Here is a 17965-nt window from a genome sequence, read left to right as displayed (position 1 = left end):
CAGACTTTACTATAAACACGATATTTGATTACTTTGATGTGTCTGTATCTTTTGCAGGCTGTTGTTCTTCGACTTCTTTGATCGCATTCTCATCATCTGTAACTTCTACCTTAGACGAAAGGAACCATCCAAGTGCAGCAATCGCTACAAGAACAAAATAGAATGAGATTTTCCAAATGCTATTATGCGGGAAGTGAGAATCAATTAAGCCAACATCAGGATGCGCTAGAGTAATCACGGCAAGCTTAACCCCTACCCAACCTACGATAAGGAATGCCGCAACTTCCAGGCCCGGACGTTGTTGCAGGAGCTTCACGAAGAAGGTTGCTGCAAAACGCATAATGATGAGTCCGATAAATCCGCCGAGGAAGATGACAATGAACTGCCCTCCGTCCAAACCGCCGATGTTCGGAAGTCCACTTGGAGGTAGTGCAACAGCCAAAGCAACAGCTGCCAGAATCGAATCTACAGCGAAAGCAATATCCGCAACTTCTACTTTAAATACGGTCATCCAGAAGCCAGATTGTTTCTTGGCCTTTTTCGGTGAATCTTGTGCTTCATCTGTCTTTGTTCTTCCTTTAAGGAAATGCTTGATGGTGTGGTTAATGGAAATGTACAGGAGATAGATCGCACCAAGCGCCTGTACCTGCCAAACGTCAACCAAGAAGGAAATCAGGAATAAGGATCCCAGCCTGAAGAAAAAGGCCCCCACTAAACCATAGAACAGCGCTTTTTTACGTTTTTCTTCTGGTAAATGTTTCACCATAATGGCAAGGACTAGCGCATTATCTGCGGCAAGCAGCCCTTCTAGTACAATGAGTACAAGAAGTACCCAGCCATACTCTAAGAATAAATCCATAAAAACATCCTCCTAAAATAATAAAATAAAAAGAGACCTTGCCGGCTTGGCAAAGGTCTCCAACAAAAAAGAGACCTCTACCACAGAGTGTGGTAAAGGTCTCGCTAACAACGAATGGTTGCCAACAAAGCCGGGGATTTTCTCCCGAACTGACGACTTTGCTGTAACAGCTACTCCCCTTTAATCACGTTCCTGCTTAACTGATATGACGATCAGCCAAACCGTGTAATAAACATATAAAAATCAAAGCTCATAGTCAAGAAATATTTATAAAACTCTTCTAGCTCAAGTGGCAGCATTCATCTTCCCTATATCACTGAAAAACCCAAAACGCAGACTAGCTCGCTTTTATGATAAGTTCAGCTTGATTTCGATCGATGGACTTGATCTTATAGTCTGCTGCGGAAAGAAGATCTCGAAGTGAAACCCATAGGGAACCCGACTTCATCTCTACACGGCCTTCTATCGAGTCAAGCTGTTGCTGTGCTGGATTCACTGTAATTTCATTCCCAGCCCATTTAGCCGTTGCGTACCGATCCGTACTATTCCACTTCACTGTACCTCCATATCGCTCCACAAGAACTCGAAGTGGAACAAGAAGTTCGCCTTGCTCTTCCTGATATTCACCAGGTGCAAGCTTTGTCACAAGTTTCCCTGCTTCAATCACAAGTGAAGGCCCTGTATCAAATAGAGCAGCATTTTCAGTGATATGATTATTTATCCATTCTTTGCTTGGCTGAATCATTTTTTCTTTAGAATTTTGCTTTTTCACTTGAAACTGCACGGGTTTCTCCGCAGGATTCAGGCCTCTAAATTCATAATTTAGCGCTTGGTAATATTCAATGATGGCAGGTAACGCTTTTACCGTCTCCGCATGGCTCCCTCCATCATGTAGTAATACGATTCGATCACCACTCACTGCTGACTTTGTTGCATTCTTTATAATTTCCTTAGCAGGTACATCTTTTTTAAGCGAATCTCCACTATCCACATTCCAGTCGGTAACCACATAACCTGCTTGTTTCATGAGTTCGAAATAAGTGGCATCAAAATGACCATAGGTTCCCCCGGGAGCACGAACAAGCTGCGGTCGTTCTCCTGTGATCCGCCTAACCGCTTCCTCTGTTTGCTTAATCTGTTTCCAAAAATCAGGGAAAGAGCTGTATAGTTTATCATATTTATGGTCATAAGTATGATTCCCAATGACATATCCTTTTTCATGCATGCGATTAATTAATTCAGGATACACTTCAACTTGCTTTCCTAATACGAAGAACGTAGCAGAAACTTCATATTCATCAAGAATATCCAGAACGGCTTCCGTATATTTTCCCGGCCCGTCATCAAATGTTAAATACACTTTGTTTGCTGCCGTTTTTGCTGCTGGAGCTGTTACTTTTTTCGAACTAGACTGAACGAGATCTGCTTCTTGTTTTTGGGCAGTCAAAGAAGTCGAATTTACTGGTTGCGTATGAACGGCCTGTTCTAAATTCGAGTGAATGGCAGCATTCGTTACTACCGTATGTACAACTTTTGATACTGTTTCTATTCTCGCAGGGTTCACTTCAGTATCTATAAACACGGCTTGAGAATTCACAACGTTTGATAAAAAACCTTTATCCGTGAGAGCAACCGCTAAAAGAATGATAAAACCTGCGATTACTGTATAACTGAATTTTTTCCATCTGTTTTGTTTACTTATTCTTCTCATATCGCTTCGCCCCCATGATCTTTATATGAATTATTCATAGATTTTAAGATTTATATATTCAGTCTATGAGGGCTTCTTATAAAAAAGACTACTTTTGAGTGCTTTAAAATGGGGATTTGTAGGTGGATATTTTTTGCATTTCAAGCGTTTCACTTTTTCCTGTTAGGGTTGATGAATGAGTAAGCAAATAAAAAACCGACTCCTAAAGAGCCGGTCCTGATGTTCTAACACACGTACTTTATCTCACAGACTACATTTGTTTAATATACTCCAGTGCTTCTTCTATATGGCCTTTCACTTTCACTTTTCGCCATTCTTTCGTAAGTATGCCTTGTTCATCAATGACAAAGGTCGAACGTACAATGCCCATGTATTCTTTACCGTACATTTTTTTGAGCTGCCACACACCATACAATTCAGCAACCTTATGATCCTCGTCCGATAATAGAATGAACGGCAGATTGTACTTTGCAATAAACTTCTCATGTTGTTTTAAGGAATCTCCACTTACTCCTATGATTACTGTATTTAACGCTTCAAATGAGGTGTATTCATCCCGAAATTGGCACGCTTCATCTGTACAGCCCGCTGTCATGTCTTTGGGATAGAAATATAATATGACTCGCTTTCCGCGAAAATCAGACAGCTTCAAAAGCTGATCTCCAGCGCCCTTTAGAACAAAATCTGGTGCTTCAGAACCGATCTTTATACTCATGATGTCAGTCTCCTTTAAAGTTACTGTATTTCTATCAATTGATTGTCTCCATAAAAAAAATTATAATGGAAGTTGTCGAATGAAATTTGTGTTAATTCATCCAAAATTATACCATACTACTTTTACGCAGGCAGTCAAACGGCCAGAGCCCTAACTGGCTTCATTCCATAAGATGGAAAGGAAGAACGTTACATGAACAGGAAGACGAAACGAACCGTATGGATGGTTCTCGCAGTAATCGTTGTTACTGCCGCCTTACTCGCAGTTTATTATTTTACTTCTGTTGTTAACGAACTACAAGATTTGAACAAAGAAGGAGAGAATTCTCCTTTTTACAACGTAGAGAAGGTAGATCAGGAAATCACCCCCGATCCCCCAAAATGGGAAGGTAAGGAACCTGTTAACATCCTGCTTATGGGCGTAGATGCCAGAGGTCTGACAGAAGGGGAGATCCCTCGCTCAGATACCATGCTTGTAGCCTCCCTTAACCCAGTCAGCAAAAAAATATCGCTTTTCTCTCTCCTGCGCGATACATATACAGACATCCCTGGATACGGAAGAGATCGAATTAATACGGCAATTACCCATGGTCCTAATGTAGCTATGCAGGCAGCCGGTGATCTGCTGGGGATTCCAATCCAGTACTATATATATACCGATTTCCAAGGCTTTATTGAACTCGTTGACGCTGTTGGGGGCGTTGAGTTTGAAGTCGAAAAAGATATGAAGTATACAAGCAAAGCAGATAAGCATGAGTATGATATTGATCTCAAGCAAGGAATGCAGCATCTTGATGGTGAAAAGGCACTCATGTATGTACGATTCCGGCATGACGCCTTGTCCGATTTCTCTCGTACAGAACGTCAGCGTGAACTCTTGAAAGCCATTGCGGATAAGATGCAAACAACAACTTCTATAGCTAAACTGCCTTCCATTCTTAATGAAGTGAATCCTTACATTGATACCAACCTAACCCTTAACGACATGTGGAAGCTGGCCTCTGTGGGCTATCAGAGCAACATGCAAGGGAGCGAACAAGTTCCTCCTATGAAGCTTCTGGTTGAAGAGCGAATCGGCGGCGCTGCTGTCCTTACCGTTAGAGATAAGGATGAGCTAAAATCATACGTTCAAGAAGTTTTGAATCCTCAGGTAACCGAGCCAGATAACAAATCTACGATTGATAAGTCAGCCAGTGGAGAAGAATAATAACGCAGACTCTTCCTGAGAGCTATGGTTTCACAAAAAGGAAATGTTATAATAGATTTGAACTTGGTAAGGGCAGCAGATCGCTGCCCTTTTACATTGTACATACCATACCCTTGTGGTGACTTGCTTCAAAGAAAGGATGAATACAAATGAATCGTTCCAAATCGGAGCAGTACTATGCAGAAGCACTTGAACATATTGTCGGCGGTGTAAACAGCCCTTCTCGTTCGTTCAAAGCAGTAGGCGGCGGAGCCCCTGTCTTCATGAAACGCGGACAAGGTGCTTATTTTTACGATGAAGATGATAACAAATATATTGATTACCTTGCGGCATACGGACCGATCATTACCGGTCATGCTCACCCGCACATCACCAAAGCGATTACAGAAGCAGCTTCCAATGGTACGCTCCTCGGTACTCCTACCGTGCTCGAAATCAAATTAGCGAAAATGCTAAAAGAAGCGATCCCTTCCATGGATAAGGTTCGTTTTGTGAACTCAGGTACCGAAGCGGTCATGACCACCATCCGGGTAGCGCGCGCTTATACGAAACGTAATAAAATCATTAAATTTGCAGGGAACTACCACGGCCATTCGGACCTGGTCCTTGTAGCGGCAGGCTCTGGCCCTTCTACTCTTGGCATACCAGACAGTGCAGGGATTCCTGCAAGTATTGCACAAGAAGTGATCACCGTTCCTTACAACGATCTGAGCGGACTTGAAGAAGCACTGCAAAAATGGGGTCATGATGTAGCTGCCGTCATGGTAGAACCGATTGTCGGTAATTTTGGTATGGTTATGCCAAAACCAGGCTTCCTTGAAGGCCTCTGCAAGCTGGCACATGATCACGGGGCACTCGTTATCTATGATGAGGTCATTACCGCATTCCGCTTCCACTATGGTTCGACGCAAACCTATGCAGGGCTTGAAAACCATGACCTTATTAAGCCTGACCTTACGGCTCTTGGTAAAATCATCGGCGGCGGTCTTCCCATCGGCGCTTACGGCGGTTCAAAAGAAGTCATGGAACAAGTGGCTCCGCTTGGACCTGCTTATCAAGCAGGCACTATGGCAGGGAATCCAGCTTCCATCTCGGCAGGTATTGCATGCCTTGAGGTGCTTTCCCAGCCAGGAGTATACGAAGAGATGGAACGTCTCACCATTAAATTAACAGAGGGAATCCAGGCAGCAGCAGATCGCCATGGAATTCCACTGACAATTAACCGGGTTCGCGGCTCATTCTCCACTCATTTCTGCGATCATCCGGTAACGGATTATGAAGAAGCTCAGGATACGGATGGAGAAGCATTTGCTTCCTTCTTCCAACATATGCTGAACCGTGGAGTACACCTTGCACCTTCCAAATACGAAGCTTGGTTCCTGACAACGGAACATACGGATGCAGATATCGAAGCTACGATTGCAGCTGCTGATTCTTCATTTGAAGCCATGGCTAAAGAAAAATAAATTAACAACGTTAAAGAACCGCCCTTCAGTCGATCTGGAGGGCGGTTCTTTTTCGTATGATAAAGTATTCGTCTTAGAGAAACAAAAACAGAAACCTTGATTCATTCTTACCCCCTATACGGGATAAGCCATCACACTCATGAGTGCCAGTTCAGGCTGAGATGTATCAAGCCTGCTGTACTGAACAATAATGGGAATATCACTTTCCACAATAAGTGCATAAGGCACACCAAGCGGTATAAACTCCCCATCCGCCTGAAGGCTGGCCGTCCTGATGTGAGAAGTTCGCCTTGCAGATACCCTGATCACATTACACTCGAGCGGATCGCGATCTTCAAAAAAGACAGTAATCCGTAGATTCGCATCTTGTCTTCCTATATTTAGGACACAAATACTTTCATGACTTTCAAGCGCACCGCTGCTCTGCGGAGGAATGTATCCATCTGGAATTACCCATACGGTGTTACCTTTTGCGGCTTCCGGTCTAATTGAACTCATCCTCGTATCTCCCTTCAAATAGGTTTATTTCCGCTATTACCTGTCTCTCAAAGCTTCCGGTGAACGCAAAAACATAGTCAGCGGATGAATTGCGAGTTCAGCTATAGAGGCGGCTACAATTCTAGCCATTCTTTTTGCCCCGTACTGCGAGAAATGTGTATTATCTTCTACTCCAGCAGGGAAATGAATATATTCGCCAGGCCAAGCCCACAAGAAATCGAGTTTACTGCCTTCCACCCCAGCTTGTTCAAATACGATCTTGCTGCGAGCAGCGAGATCAATCAAAGGAACATTCTCCTTTTCTGCGAGTTCTTTCATAGCAACAATATAATCCCCATGTGTGTCCATGAGGGTTCCATCTTCGTTAAAGTATCTGCGCTGTACAGGAGTAATCAGAACGGGATGAGCCTCGCGCTCTCGAGCTGCCAGAGTATATTTACTCAGATATTCCTGATAGGTTGTAAACGGCTTCGTTCCTCTTAGTACATCTGATTTCTCATCATTATGACCAAACTGAATAAAGAGAAAATCTCCGGCTTTGATGTTAGTTAGTATCGCATCCAGCCGTCCCTCTTCGATGAAACTTTTTGTACTGCGTCCCGAATGTGCATGATTATCTACCGCCACATCATGTTTGAAAAAGGAAGGCAACATCTGCCCCCATCCCGCATAGGGATAGCCTGATGCAGGCTGATCACATACCGTAGAATCCCCAGCAATATAAACGGTAAGCGTCTCTTTTGCTTCCATTACTTCGAGTGCATTAATCCTCGGAGCGGGACCGGAAAAAGAAAGTCGTAACGGTTCACCTTCACGAACAACAACACTGAATTTTTCTTCAATCCATTGACCAGGCTGGGTATGAACAGGCGGCATCATGAGTCTGCCTTCACCAGCCCTTATCTCAGTAATCGATTCGGTATTGTTGTCGCCCATCAACGTATGAACACGATATGTACCGGGCGGAACATCGAGGATAAAAGCCGCATGAAGCGGAATGCAAAAACGGTCTTGAAGTGTTTTTTTAATAGTAGAAGCCTTCTTAGATGAAGCAAGATCCGTTTGCTCCTGTGAACGATCTCTCCCATACACTCGGTCTATGGATTCAAATCCATAACCAAGTTCCGCATGATACAGCGTATCCGGAAGAACCCCAGTATAGCCTTCTGCTGCCGTTCCAGGTCCAAAATCAAATTTATAATGAATCATGAAGTGACCTCATCTCCTTCATCTTATAACCTTCATCTCGCTCTGCTTCGATAATCCGAGGGAGTAACCCCTGTCCACTTTTTAAACACTTGACTGAAATACTGCGGATTCCTTCCAAAGCCAAATGACTCTGCAAGTTCAAAAATTTTCGCATCCTGATCTTTGTGCCGCATGTAACTGCATGCCTGCTGTATCCGATATTGATTGAGATATTGAGAGAAGCCGATTCCTGTAATTCTCTTAAATACTTTTCCTAAATAGTCCGGATTCATATACAGCTTATGTCTAGCAATGGTATTTAAGGAAATGTCCGAATCTGCATAATGACGATGAACAAGTTCCAAAAGCTGATAGACGATCATCGACTGTCTACTGACTGCTTCCATATTTTTTTCTTTTGAGAGAGGTAAAGACGTATCTAGTAATGAATAGGCTGATCCTTGACTCATATGTTCCATTTGCAGTAAATCGTTCATGTACAAACGCGCCTCCTTTTAAGGAACAGTACATTAGTGTACAAACATTCTCTGCTGCCCTTCTGATGAAGCCAATCATTAATTATCTACCTAAAATAAATTGTAAGCGTTTTAAATTGTAAGCAAGAAAAGAAACTTAATTACCTCCTCCATCTGTTTTGCATTTGGAAAAATAACAACTTACCACATTTAAATCTGTGTTGTTCTTTGAATTTCTTTATTTTGATTATAAACCCAATTCCTGTATATTGTACAGTTTGGATTTGATGAAAGTGAAAAAAGGTTACCCCCAGGGATAACCACTCAGAGATAACCTTCCTTCATTTACTACCAAGCCAAAATTTAAGGATTGATAAAGACCGTTTTTAATTTGGACTGATACTGGACATCAAAACCAAGATATTCTGCAACTAGGGCAAGAGGCACATAGGTTTTGGATTCTTTACCCACTTTCTGTAAGAAGGCTGGTGTTGCAACTGGGATCGATTGATCATTCACAAGTACGGTCTTTGATCCCATTTTAATTTCTATCGTCTTCGTACCATATGTGATTTTCGTAGATTTCGTCTGATTATCCCATTTGGATTCTGCGGATACGGCTTCTACAATATCCTGAATCGCAATATAGTTCTGATTATTTTTAAGAACAGGTTTATAAGGAGTAGCAAGCTGCTTACCGCTCACGAAAATATTCATCGGCTCCTCCCGATCAGGTATCTGAAGCTTTACATAATCTCCCCAGATCACTTTAGCGAATACCTCAGCGATGGCTTCATATCCATATTGATTGGGATGAAAGTCACGATGCCTGATCATATGGGTCATCGTTCCCTCTCCTCCCACAAACTCCTTCGCCACATGAGCGACTTTTATACGAACTCCCTGTTCGTTCAGCTGGGCTGCCACCGTATCCACCGTATCTGTAAATAAAGCGGCTGCACCCATCAGCTTGTTGTATAGAGCTTCATTGCCCACTTTGGGGAGGGGCTGATACTGATCTGCAATCACAAAGAGAGCATCTTCGTTTAAGGCATGCAGATCATTTACTGAAGCGGTTACCTGCTCCGAATAACGACTCAGCAGTTCCTTTACTCGCTCACTCAGCTGAGCATCTGTGAGACTTTCCCCTGTAACCAGTAACTCCGATACATCATTTCCGCCGATCGTAATAGCGATGACATCCGCTTCGGTAACTTCGGTCTGAATCTGCTTTATCTGATCTGTAAAATCTCCAACCCTTGGGTCAGGCAATGCTTCCTGAATCGCTTCAGAAGATTTCTTCTCTCCCTTAGCAATCGCATCTGTAAACTGAAGAAGGCCTGATGTTTTCAGTCCCGCGATGCCGTAGTTACTAACTTTGGTACGTCCATGCAGCAGGGCTTGCTCTTCCAGTCGTTCAACGTAACCATAAGGACTTGTTTTAAAATCTTCCATTCCCGGCTCAAAACCGACAGTAATGGAATCTCCCAGCGTTACAATGCGATATTCCTTCGTTATTTCCTGTGCCTGTGCAGACAATGGTCCTGTTCCTAAAAGGAATCCAATCGCGATAAGCGATACAGAACATGTCCGCACCTTATTTTTAATGCTAGTCCACTTCAACATAGATGATATGTCGCCCCCTTTTTATAATTCCTTATTTTACCACCTGTGCAGGACTACGGGTACAAATAAAAAAGAAGTTCTCTCTTCACCTTAAGAGAGAACTTCTTCTGAACTGTTAAGCACTTCTTTATTTTTCTGTTTCTGAATCTTTCTTTTCAGCCAAAGGTTTGTTGGTGGAAGAATGCTTGGCTTTTTCCATATAGGCGTCATAACGATCGTCTACTTCTTTAGCCATACTGCGATATTTTAACGTTTCTTCTACGATCGGATCCAGCTCTGTCTGAATTCGGATCTCGTATTTAGGAGAGACCTGTTCCCGCTCTCTTTTCTCAGGATCTCCATAATCCGGTTCACCGTCTGTAAGCATATCGCTCAGCTTTTTCTCAAGTTCATGTGAATCTGGCATATCTGCATTCCTCCTTCACTTGTCTTCTGCGATACCTGTGGCTTTCGCTTCTTTCAGGACAGTAATCAGTTCGTGATGCAGCTTTCCATTACTTGCTGTAACATGGCGCACCGACAGATCATAAGGATGCCCTGCTGCGCTTGTTACCATACCACCTGACTCCTGAACGAGTAAGGCACCTGCTGCGATATCCCATGGGTTAAGTCCAATCTCTGTATATCCGCTCAGTCTGCCTGCCGCAACATAGGCAAGATGCAGTGCGGCAGATCCGCCTGCTCGTAAATTACGGACTTTGGGAGCCAGAGCCTGCACTGCTGCCATATTCGTAGGCAAGGCAAAGCTTGGGTCCGGCGGAAAACCGACGGCTATAAGTCCATCGGAAAGGTGCTCTTCTAAAGAGACTTGCATACGGTTTCCATGTACATAAGCCCCTTTTCCTTTTTCAGCTACAAACAACTCGTCTCGGATGGGGTCATAGATCACGCCTACAATGATCTCTCCGTGATGTGCGAGCGCAATGGATACGGAGAAAAATGGAAATCCATGAACAAAGTTCGTTGTTCCGTCTACCGGATCTACAATCCATAGAAACTCCTCATCTTTTACCGCTTGCAAAGCAAGATTAGAAGCATCCGGGCCCGGCTCTACGCCTTCTTCACCAAGAATAGCATGGTCCGGAAAATGAGTCAGAATTAATCGGCGGATCATTTGCTCCGCCCCTTTATCCACTTCCGTAACAAGGTCCTGCTCGGAATATTTTGTCGACATCTTCAGATTGGAACCGACTTTGCTCTTAATCCATTCCCCTGTTTTCGCAGCAGCATTAATAGCAACAGCTGTATAACTCTTACTTGAAACTACATAAGGAGTCTTCTGATTTTCATTCAAAACAATCACACTACTTTCCTCATTTCTAAGAGAACACCATGTTAGAAAATATTCAATTTGCTTACTCTTGCTTACTATAGTAACGTTTCAGGAGCATATCGGTTACCCACAAAAGTCCTGATTCACAAAATTGTACGAATTGGGATCAGGGCGTTACACGAATGGTAGCTCCATCTAGAATTTCGATACCTTCCCCCGTTAAAGTCTTAAATGCATCCATAAGCGCAAATAACGCTTCGTCCTTACGTTTTGCTTCAATCATCACATCAAGAAACGGCGTATCCTTCGCAATCTCTCTTAAAAAAGTAAGCAGTGGTTCCAGCTCCAATCCATCTGCATGACTACGGATGTCTTTTTCATTCTTAGGACTCGAAATATGGACTTTAGGAGCTAAAGGAGTCTCTGGTAGAGTATCAGCCTGAGCGAAAGGAGTTCTCCAAGTAGCCTGAATCTCTTCCCACAACTCCCAAGGTTTCTCTCCATCATTATTTACCCACTGGTGGTGAATATCTAAAACCATGGGAAGACCTGTTTTCTTGCAAACCTCAAGAGTCTCCACCGCGTTAAATGTCTTATCATCATTCTCCAGTGTCATTCTTTCCTTGATATCGGATGCCAAGGCACTAAAATTCTCTATAAAACGTTCAGCCGAGCGCTGTTTATTACCATAGGCTCCGCCGATATGTATATTGTTCTTCGCCGTAGCATTCAGCCCCATGGCACCCAGCATAGATTTGTGATGCTGCAGATCACGGATCGAACTTGCCAAAACGTCCTCACGCGGTGTACTAAGCACCGTAAAATGATCCGGATGAAAGGATACTCTCATCTTGTGCTTTTTCACAAAATCGCCTACCTCCCGAAAGGATGGGGTTAGCGCTTCAAACGGGTTCCAGTCCTGCAAATCTGCATGTGTGGCCAGCGGGATCAGTTTCGAAGAAAAACGGTATACCCAAATCTGATGAGCGAGGTTGTGCCTAAGTAATCTTAATGTGTTATGTAAATTTTCGGCAGCGATACGCTCAAGTTTGCGAATGGCTGCCTCTCGATCTCCAATTTTATTAAAACTAGCCATTGTCATCGTCTTCGATGGAGAAGCATTGTTTACAAGGACAGACCTAGCTACATAACCGAAGCGTACGATCATAGGATGAGTCCTTCCTCTCACAGTAACCTTAATAGTACAGATTATACCCGTAAGAGACTTGTTAAAACCCTGTTCCTTCTGCTTCAGCTCTTCGTTTGTTCTCCAAAGAACATTTCATAAGCAAGCTTTGTCTGAATTCGTGACTCTTCTTCTGTAAGCTTACGCTCGAGAATCATCTCAACCTCTGTCACTTCTTGATTCTGAAAGTTAATTTCTGCGATGCAGCCTACAATTTTCACAATCGCGATCGCCACGTTATCTGGGGTATACGCAATTACTTTTTGCCCTGTAGGAAAGACGCGCAAGCCCTGTTTCACCATTTTACCTCTTCCGTATTCTAGAAGCTCGTACAGCTCTTGTTCACTTTTAAACTTACATACTGAATTAAACTCGGTCTGAAATCCCATGACTTGTCCTCCCCTTCCATTCTCTTATTTCCTTTTTCGTTATAGCAAAAAGGGGAAGTCATCGCTCCCCTTTTCGCCTACATCTTATTTATTATTTTCGTACTGCAAAGCTTGTTTCAGTTCATAACGTTCCAAGGCAAGCTCGATCATACGATCAAGAAGCGCCTTATAGGATATACCTGTTTCCCGCCACAACAGAGGATACATACTGAATGGGGTAAACCCAGGCATTGTATTCACTTCATTGATAAGGATCTTTCCATCCGAACGGCGAACGAAGAAGTCTGCACGAGTAATCCCGTTTCCTTCAATCGCCCGGAATGCACTCAGTGCTGCTTCGCGAACTTGATCTGCTTTCTCTTCATCAAGAGGAGCCGGGATCAGCATTTCGGATTGTCCATCCGTATACTTCGCTGCATAGTCGTAATAATCGCTGGAAGATACGATCTCGCCTGGAACGGAAGCAATTGCTTCTTCATTACCAAGTACGCTGACTTCCACTTCTCTTGCATCGACGAACTCTTCTACGATGACTTTGATATCATAGCGAAGAGCATAATCAACTGCTTCGATCAGTTCTTCCCGATTGCGTGCTTTAGAAATACCTACACTTGAGCCAAGATTCGCCGGTTTAACGAACATTGGGTATCCAAGCTGGCCTTCCATATTCACAATGAGTTCATCGCTTGAACGTTTCCACTGAATATGATTAAAGTAAGCATACTCACACTGCTCAATACCCGCCTGTGCAAATAACTTCTTCATCGTTACTTTATCCATGCCGGCAGCAGATGGCAGTACGCCTGCACCTACGTATGGCATATCAGCCATTTCGAAAAGTCCTTGAATTGTACCATCTTCACCATACGTGCCATGCAAGAGCGGAAACATAACATCGATTTCACTCTCGCCGCCGTATAGACGGCTGAATAACGTATTCAGTGCATCTCGAGTATCCTCGGGATTACCCTTAAGTTTTAGTGCATCTACGCTTGCAGGCGGAGCTGTAAGCATATTTCCTTTTGCCCATGTCCCCTGCTTCGAGATATAAAAAGGAACAAGCTCGTATTTGTCATAATCAAAAGCACTTGTCACAGCAAATGCAGTCTGCAGGGATACTTCGTGTTCCCCTGATTTACCACCGTATACAATACCTACGGTCATTTTATTCTGTACCATGCCTTACCTCCGGTTTCTATTAAACGGATAGGTCTTGGAGAAAGTTAAACATTCGTTAAGAAGATATCGTATCCGCCAAGGCCCACCGTATCTATGCCAGCAGTATATTCATCAAGGATGATGATCGTTCCGTATTATGTTCCTAGCGTATCAGAGATATGAAAAAAACGGTATCTGGTCGCAGTTGTCCAAGCATAAGAATCCTTATAGTCCCAGTAGCGATGCCGGCTGCTGACTGTGTTTGCATTCACGAGCGGCATTCCTCCCGCATCAAACCCTGTCACTATGGTGCTGTGCTGGTATCTACCATCACCATCCCAATCATAAAAAATAACATCCCCGAGCTGAAGTTCACTCGGACTGTCAACAAGGGTTGCAGTAAGACCCGTACGAGCATGAGCTAAGTAATTCTGCAAACTATGAGAAACGGCCCAGCTAAAGCTCCATAATTCTCTTCCACCTACGTAACCTCTATACCACCAGCCTGACTCTCTCCTACCAGTATAGTTGATCGGCGCTCCCCCTGCAAAGAGACATTGAGAGATATAATTGGTGCAGTTCACATCAAATTCCTCGAACTCGGGATTACCCGAATCCCACCACCTGTCTGCATAGGCTACCGCATCCTCTCTGCGATAACGAGAAGGCCTTGCCGGAATGCCGGGATATAATAATTCTCTATTTAAAAGCGGTTTGTTTAAGGCGAAGCTATTCTCATCGCTCATTGAATCTCCTAGAATAATTGGTTTACGTTCAGGGACATCATGAACAATACTCGAAATGCCCCAGCGGCCTTGTTGTTTGTAAAAAGTAAGCCGCTCTTTTTCAATCCGATCCTCCCTATGGGTAATACCTGACTTCATATAATAAAGGCGACGATAGAGCTGTACATCGACAACTCCTTGGTATGGCTCATTTGATAATACCTGAAGCAGTTTGGCCCGCGTCTCGCTTCGGACAGGATGAGATTCACGTTCATGATACCACTGCTCTAACAAAAGGAGCCGCTCCGCCCTCTTCTCGAGTATCGCCACATCTGCAATCAACGGCTCATGATGTGGTTTACAGCTGATTTCGCAAGCATTGTAATCATTAACATAGGTGTATAACGCATGATTCCATTCACGTTCCACGCCTTTTTCTCCCCTTTCCCATGCCCCTAGCCATTGCCAACGTTCCAAGCTCCCTTTTCTTTCATCTATATGATAAAGTATCCCAGGGTATGTACGGGTCCTGAGCACATCAACCCTGAAAAAACCCTTTACGAACAAGTTTGAAAACGGTATACTAAACTCAAAAGTTCGTTTTTGAAATAGTGTTTCGTACAGTGAAACAAACGACGATGGACCTGTGGAAATGAACTCATCCGAATACTATCAATTAGGAGGTACATGCATGTCTCAAAAGAACCATTTCTCTGCTGCAAGTTCGCTTGAAGTCGGGGGCAAAACGTACCGTTACTACAGCCTCAAGTCTTTGCAAGATCAAGGTCATGGCGATATCTCTAAACTTCCCTTCTCTATTAAAGTATTACTAGAAGCTGCCGTTCGTCAGTTCGATGGCCGCGCAATTACAGAAGAACACGTAAGCCAGCTTACAGGCTGGGCTGAAGGCAAAGATAACAATAAAGAAATTCCATTTATTCCTGCACGTATTGTATTGCAAGATTTCACCGGTGTACCGGTTGTTGTCGATCTCGCTGCGATGCGTGATACGGTGAAAAAAGCAGGCGGCGACCCTAAAAAAATCAATCCGCTTGTCCCTGTTGACCTCGTTATCGACCACTCGGTTATGGTTGATGCTTACGGAACAAACGATGCGCTGGATTATAATATTAAAGTGGAATTTGAACGTAACGAAGAACGTTATCGCTTCTTGCGCTGGGCGCAAACGGCATTTGATAACTTCCGTGCCGTTCCGCCTTCCACAGGGATCGTTCACCAAGTTAACCTTGAATATCTCGCTTCTGTGGCCGCTACCAAAGTGATTGACGGCGAAACAGTAGTATTCCCGGATTCCCTCGTTGGTACAGACTCCCATACCACGATGATTAATGGTCTCGGCGTTGTTGGCTGGGGTGTCGGCGGTATTGAAGCAGAAGCTGGAATGCTCGGACAGCCGCTATATTTTGTAACTCCTGAAGTTATTGGATTCAAACTTACCGGCAGCCTCGCTGAAGGTGCAACAGCAACAGACCTTGCACTTACCGTTACAGAAATGCTTCGTAAAAAAGGCGTTGTCGGTAAATTCGTCGAGTTCTATGGTCCTGGACTCTCTAACATCAGCCTTGCTGACCGTGCAACGGTAGCAAACATGGCTCCTGAGTACGGCGCAACCGTAGGATACTTCCCTGTTGACACAGAAACATTGAACTATCTTCGTAATACAGGTCGTCCGGAAGAGCAAATTGAGCTGGTGGAAGCATATTACAAAGCTCAAGGCATGTTCCGTACGAATCATACAGAAGACCCTGTTTTCTCGGATACCATTGAACTCGATCTCGCGTCTGTTGTACCAAGCCTTGCAGGACCTAAACGTCCGCAAGACCGTATTGAACTGACAAAAATGAAAGAGAACTGGGAAGGCATTGTACGTACACCCGTAGATAAAGGCGGCTATGGACTCAGCGATGAGAAGATCGCTGAGAAAGTATCGATTACTCACCCGGACGGTTCTAAGAGTGAACTCTCTGCTGGAGCAGTCGTTATTGCGGCAATTACGAGCTGTACGAACACTTCTAACCCGAGCGTAATGGTCGGTGCAGGACTTCTTGCTAAAAAGGCAGTAGAGCGCGGACTTACTAAACCAGGTTATGTGAAGAGCTCTCTGACTCCAGGTTCTCTCGTAGTAACAGAGTATCTGACAAAAGCAGGACTTCTGGAGCCGCTTGAGAAACTTGGATTTAACGTTGCAGGTTATGGCTGTGCGACATGTATCGGTAACTCCGGTCCACTTCCTGATGAAGTAAGCCAGGCAATTACAGATAACGACCTCACGGTTGCAGCTGTACTTTCCGGTAACCGGAACTTTGAAGGCCGTGTTCACGCTCAAGTAAAAGCAAACTACCTGGCTTCTCCGCCACTTGTTGTTGCATACGCACTTGCTGGAACCGTAAATATCGATCTTCAAAATGATCCAATTGGTTATGATACAAATAATCAGCCTGTATATCTGAAAGATATCTGGCCTTCTTCTGCGGAAATTCAAGAAGCAATTAACGTTTCCTTGAACAGAGACATGTTCCGCAATAAATATGCTAATGTGTTTACAGCGAACGAACGCTGGAATGCCATTGAAATTCCGGAAGGCGAGCTGTATGAGTGGGATGAAAACTCCACTTACATTCAGAATCCTCCGTTCTTTGAAGGTCTCGGTGACGAGCTGAATGACATTCAGAATATTCGTGATGCAAATGTTCTAGCTCTCCTGGGTGATTCCGTTACAACGGACCATATCTCTCCTGCAGGGAATATCTCTCCATCGAGTCCTGCTGGATTGTACCTGAAAGAACATGGTGTTGAGCGTAAAGACTTCAACTCGTATGGTTCCCGCCGTGGTAACCACGAAGTTATGATGCGCGGTACTTTCGCAAACATTCGGATTCGTAACCAAGTTGCACCTGGCACAGAAGGCGGAGTAACCACCTACCTCCCAACCGATGAAGTAATGTCCATCTACGATGCTTCCATGAAGTATCAAGAAAAAGGCAGAAACTTAGTCGTGCTTGCAGGTAAAGAATACGGTACAGGAAGCTCCCGTGACTGGGCAGCAAAAGGTACCCTTCTGCTCGGCGTGAAAGCTGTTATCGCAGAAAGCTTTGAACGGATTCACCGCAGTAACCTCGTAGGTATGGGCGTTCTCCCTCTTCAATTCAAAGAAGGTTATGGATGGTCAAGCCTAGGTCTGAACGGTCGTGAAACGTTTGATATCGTTGGACTCAGTAATGATGTCACTCCAGGCCAAGAACTGACGGTAACTGCTACTAGAGAAGATGGAACCGAGTTTGATTTCCCAGTGATTGCACGTCTTGACAGTATGGTGGATGTAGATTACTACCACAATGGCGGTATTCTGCAAACTGTACTTCGTCAGCTGATGCAAAATGACGAGCAAACCGTCTAAACCTTCACTTTTGAGCTTATAAAAGAAGCCGCAATTTCCTGCCTATTGGCAAGAGATTGCGGCTTCTTTGT

16 protein-coding genes are annotated in these 17965 nt (G+C 44.0%); 3 read left to right on the top strand and 13 right to left on the bottom strand.

All coding sequences use genetic code 11. From position 1 onward, the window contains the following. Positions 1 to 28: 28 nt before the first annotated feature. From PV403_RS21735 to bcp, 3 genes are all read right to left on the bottom strand, one after another. Positions 29 to 859 carry a TerC family protein gene (locus PV403_RS21735; protein ID WP_332085955.1) on the bottom strand — a complete coding sequence of 277 codons (831 nt, stop codon included), beginning with the start codon at positions 857 to 859 and terminating at the stop codon, positions 29 to 31. Positions 860 to 1196: 337 nt separating this feature from the next. Further along, positions 1197 to 2570 carry a polysaccharide deacetylase gene (locus PV403_RS21730; RefSeq protein ID WP_332085954.1) on the bottom strand — a complete coding sequence of 458 codons (1374 nt, stop codon included), beginning with the start codon at positions 2568 to 2570 and terminating at the stop codon, positions 1197 to 1199. Positions 2571 to 2820: 250 nt separating this feature from the next. After that, positions 2821 to 3285, bottom strand: coding sequence for a thioredoxin-dependent thiol peroxidase (gene bcp, locus PV403_RS21725; RefSeq protein ID WP_332085953.1), 465 nt, complete (start codon positions 3283 to 3285; stop codon positions 2821 to 2823). Between the two features lie 192 nt (positions 3286 to 3477). On the opposite strand from bcp, the gene PV403_RS21720 reads away from it, so the two are divergent. After that, a complete protein-coding gene (locus tag PV403_RS21720; protein ID WP_332085952.1) occupies positions 3478 to 4491 on the top strand; it encodes an LCP family protein in 1014 nt (337 codons plus the stop codon). 149 nt (positions 4492 to 4640) lie between these two features. Beyond that, a complete protein-coding gene (locus PV403_RS21715) occupies positions 4641 to 5957 on the top strand; it encodes a glutamate-1-semialdehyde 2,1-aminomutase (RefSeq protein WP_283771332.1) in 1317 nt (438 codons plus the stop codon). Between the two features lie 114 nt (positions 5958 to 6071). On the opposite strand, the gene PV403_RS21710 is transcribed toward PV403_RS21715, so the two are convergent. The 10 genes from PV403_RS21710 to PV403_RS21665 all read right to left on the bottom strand — a co-directional run bounded on the left by PV403_RS21710 (position 6072) and on the right by PV403_RS21665 (position 14905). Continuing rightward, on the bottom strand, positions 6072 to 6455 hold the full coding sequence (locus tag PV403_RS21710) for a sensory rhodopsin transducer (protein WP_213534798.1): 384 nt from the start codon (positions 6453 to 6455) through the stop codon (positions 6072 to 6074). Positions 6456 to 6491: 36 nt separating this feature from the next. Further along, entirely contained in the window at positions 6492 to 7664 is a 1173-nt protein-coding gene (locus tag PV403_RS21705) for a rhamnogalacturonan acetylesterase (RefSeq protein ID WP_332085951.1), read from the bottom strand. A 32-nt stretch (positions 7665 to 7696) separates the two neighbouring features. Beyond that, entirely contained in the window at positions 7697 to 8140 is a 444-nt protein-coding gene (locus tag PV403_RS21700; RefSeq protein WP_213534802.1) for a helix-turn-helix transcriptional regulator, read from the bottom strand. A gap of 342 nt (positions 8141 to 8482) precedes the next feature. Then, on the bottom strand, positions 8483 to 9745 hold the full coding sequence (locus PV403_RS21695; RefSeq protein ID WP_332085950.1) for a stalk domain-containing protein: 1263 nt from the start codon (positions 9743 to 9745) through the stop codon (positions 8483 to 8485). A 127-nt stretch (positions 9746 to 9872) separates the two neighbouring features. Next, positions 9873 to 10151, bottom strand: a complete 279-nt coding sequence (locus PV403_RS21690; protein ID WP_332085949.1) for a hypothetical protein — start codon at positions 10149 to 10151, stop codon at positions 9873 to 9875. 15 nt (positions 10152 to 10166) lie between these two features. Beyond that, entirely contained in the window at positions 10167 to 11039 is an 873-nt protein-coding gene (locus tag PV403_RS21685; protein ID WP_213534980.1) for an inositol monophosphatase family protein, read from the bottom strand. 145 nt (positions 11040 to 11184) lie between these two features. Continuing rightward, positions 11185 to 12186 carry a UV DNA damage repair endonuclease UvsE gene (gene uvsE, locus PV403_RS21680; RefSeq protein WP_332085948.1) on the bottom strand — a complete coding sequence of 334 codons (1002 nt, stop codon included), beginning with the start codon at positions 12184 to 12186 and terminating at the stop codon, positions 11185 to 11187. Positions 12187 to 12269: 83 nt separating this feature from the next. Then, complete coding sequence (locus PV403_RS21675) at positions 12270 to 12593, bottom strand: hypothetical protein (RefSeq protein ID WP_213534809.1); 324 nt, start codon at positions 12591 to 12593, stop codon at positions 12270 to 12272. A gap of 84 nt (positions 12594 to 12677) precedes the next feature. Next, positions 12678 to 13772, bottom strand: coding sequence for a D-alanine--D-alanine ligase (locus PV403_RS21670; RefSeq protein ID WP_191800274.1), 1095 nt, complete (start codon positions 13770 to 13772; stop codon positions 12678 to 12680). A gap of 134 nt (positions 13773 to 13906) precedes the next feature. Continuing rightward, entirely contained in the window at positions 13907 to 14905 is a 999-nt protein-coding gene (locus tag PV403_RS21665; protein WP_213534982.1) for an amidase domain-containing protein, read from the bottom strand. A 262-nt stretch (positions 14906 to 15167) separates the two neighbouring features. Between PV403_RS21665 and acnA the strand changes: the two genes are divergently transcribed. Then, positions 15168 to 17894, top strand: coding sequence for an aconitate hydratase AcnA (gene acnA, locus PV403_RS21660; RefSeq protein ID WP_213534811.1), 2727 nt, complete (start codon positions 15168 to 15170; stop codon positions 17892 to 17894). Positions 17895 to 17965: the final 71 nt, after the last annotated feature.

This window comes from Paenibacillus sp. GYB006, from assembly GCF_036577645.1.
Taxonomy (GTDB): Bacteria; Bacillota; Bacilli; order Paenibacillales; family Paenibacillaceae; genus Paenibacillus.
Note: the sequence above shows the minus strand (reverse complement) of the source record. Positions and strands in the feature narration are given on the sequence as shown.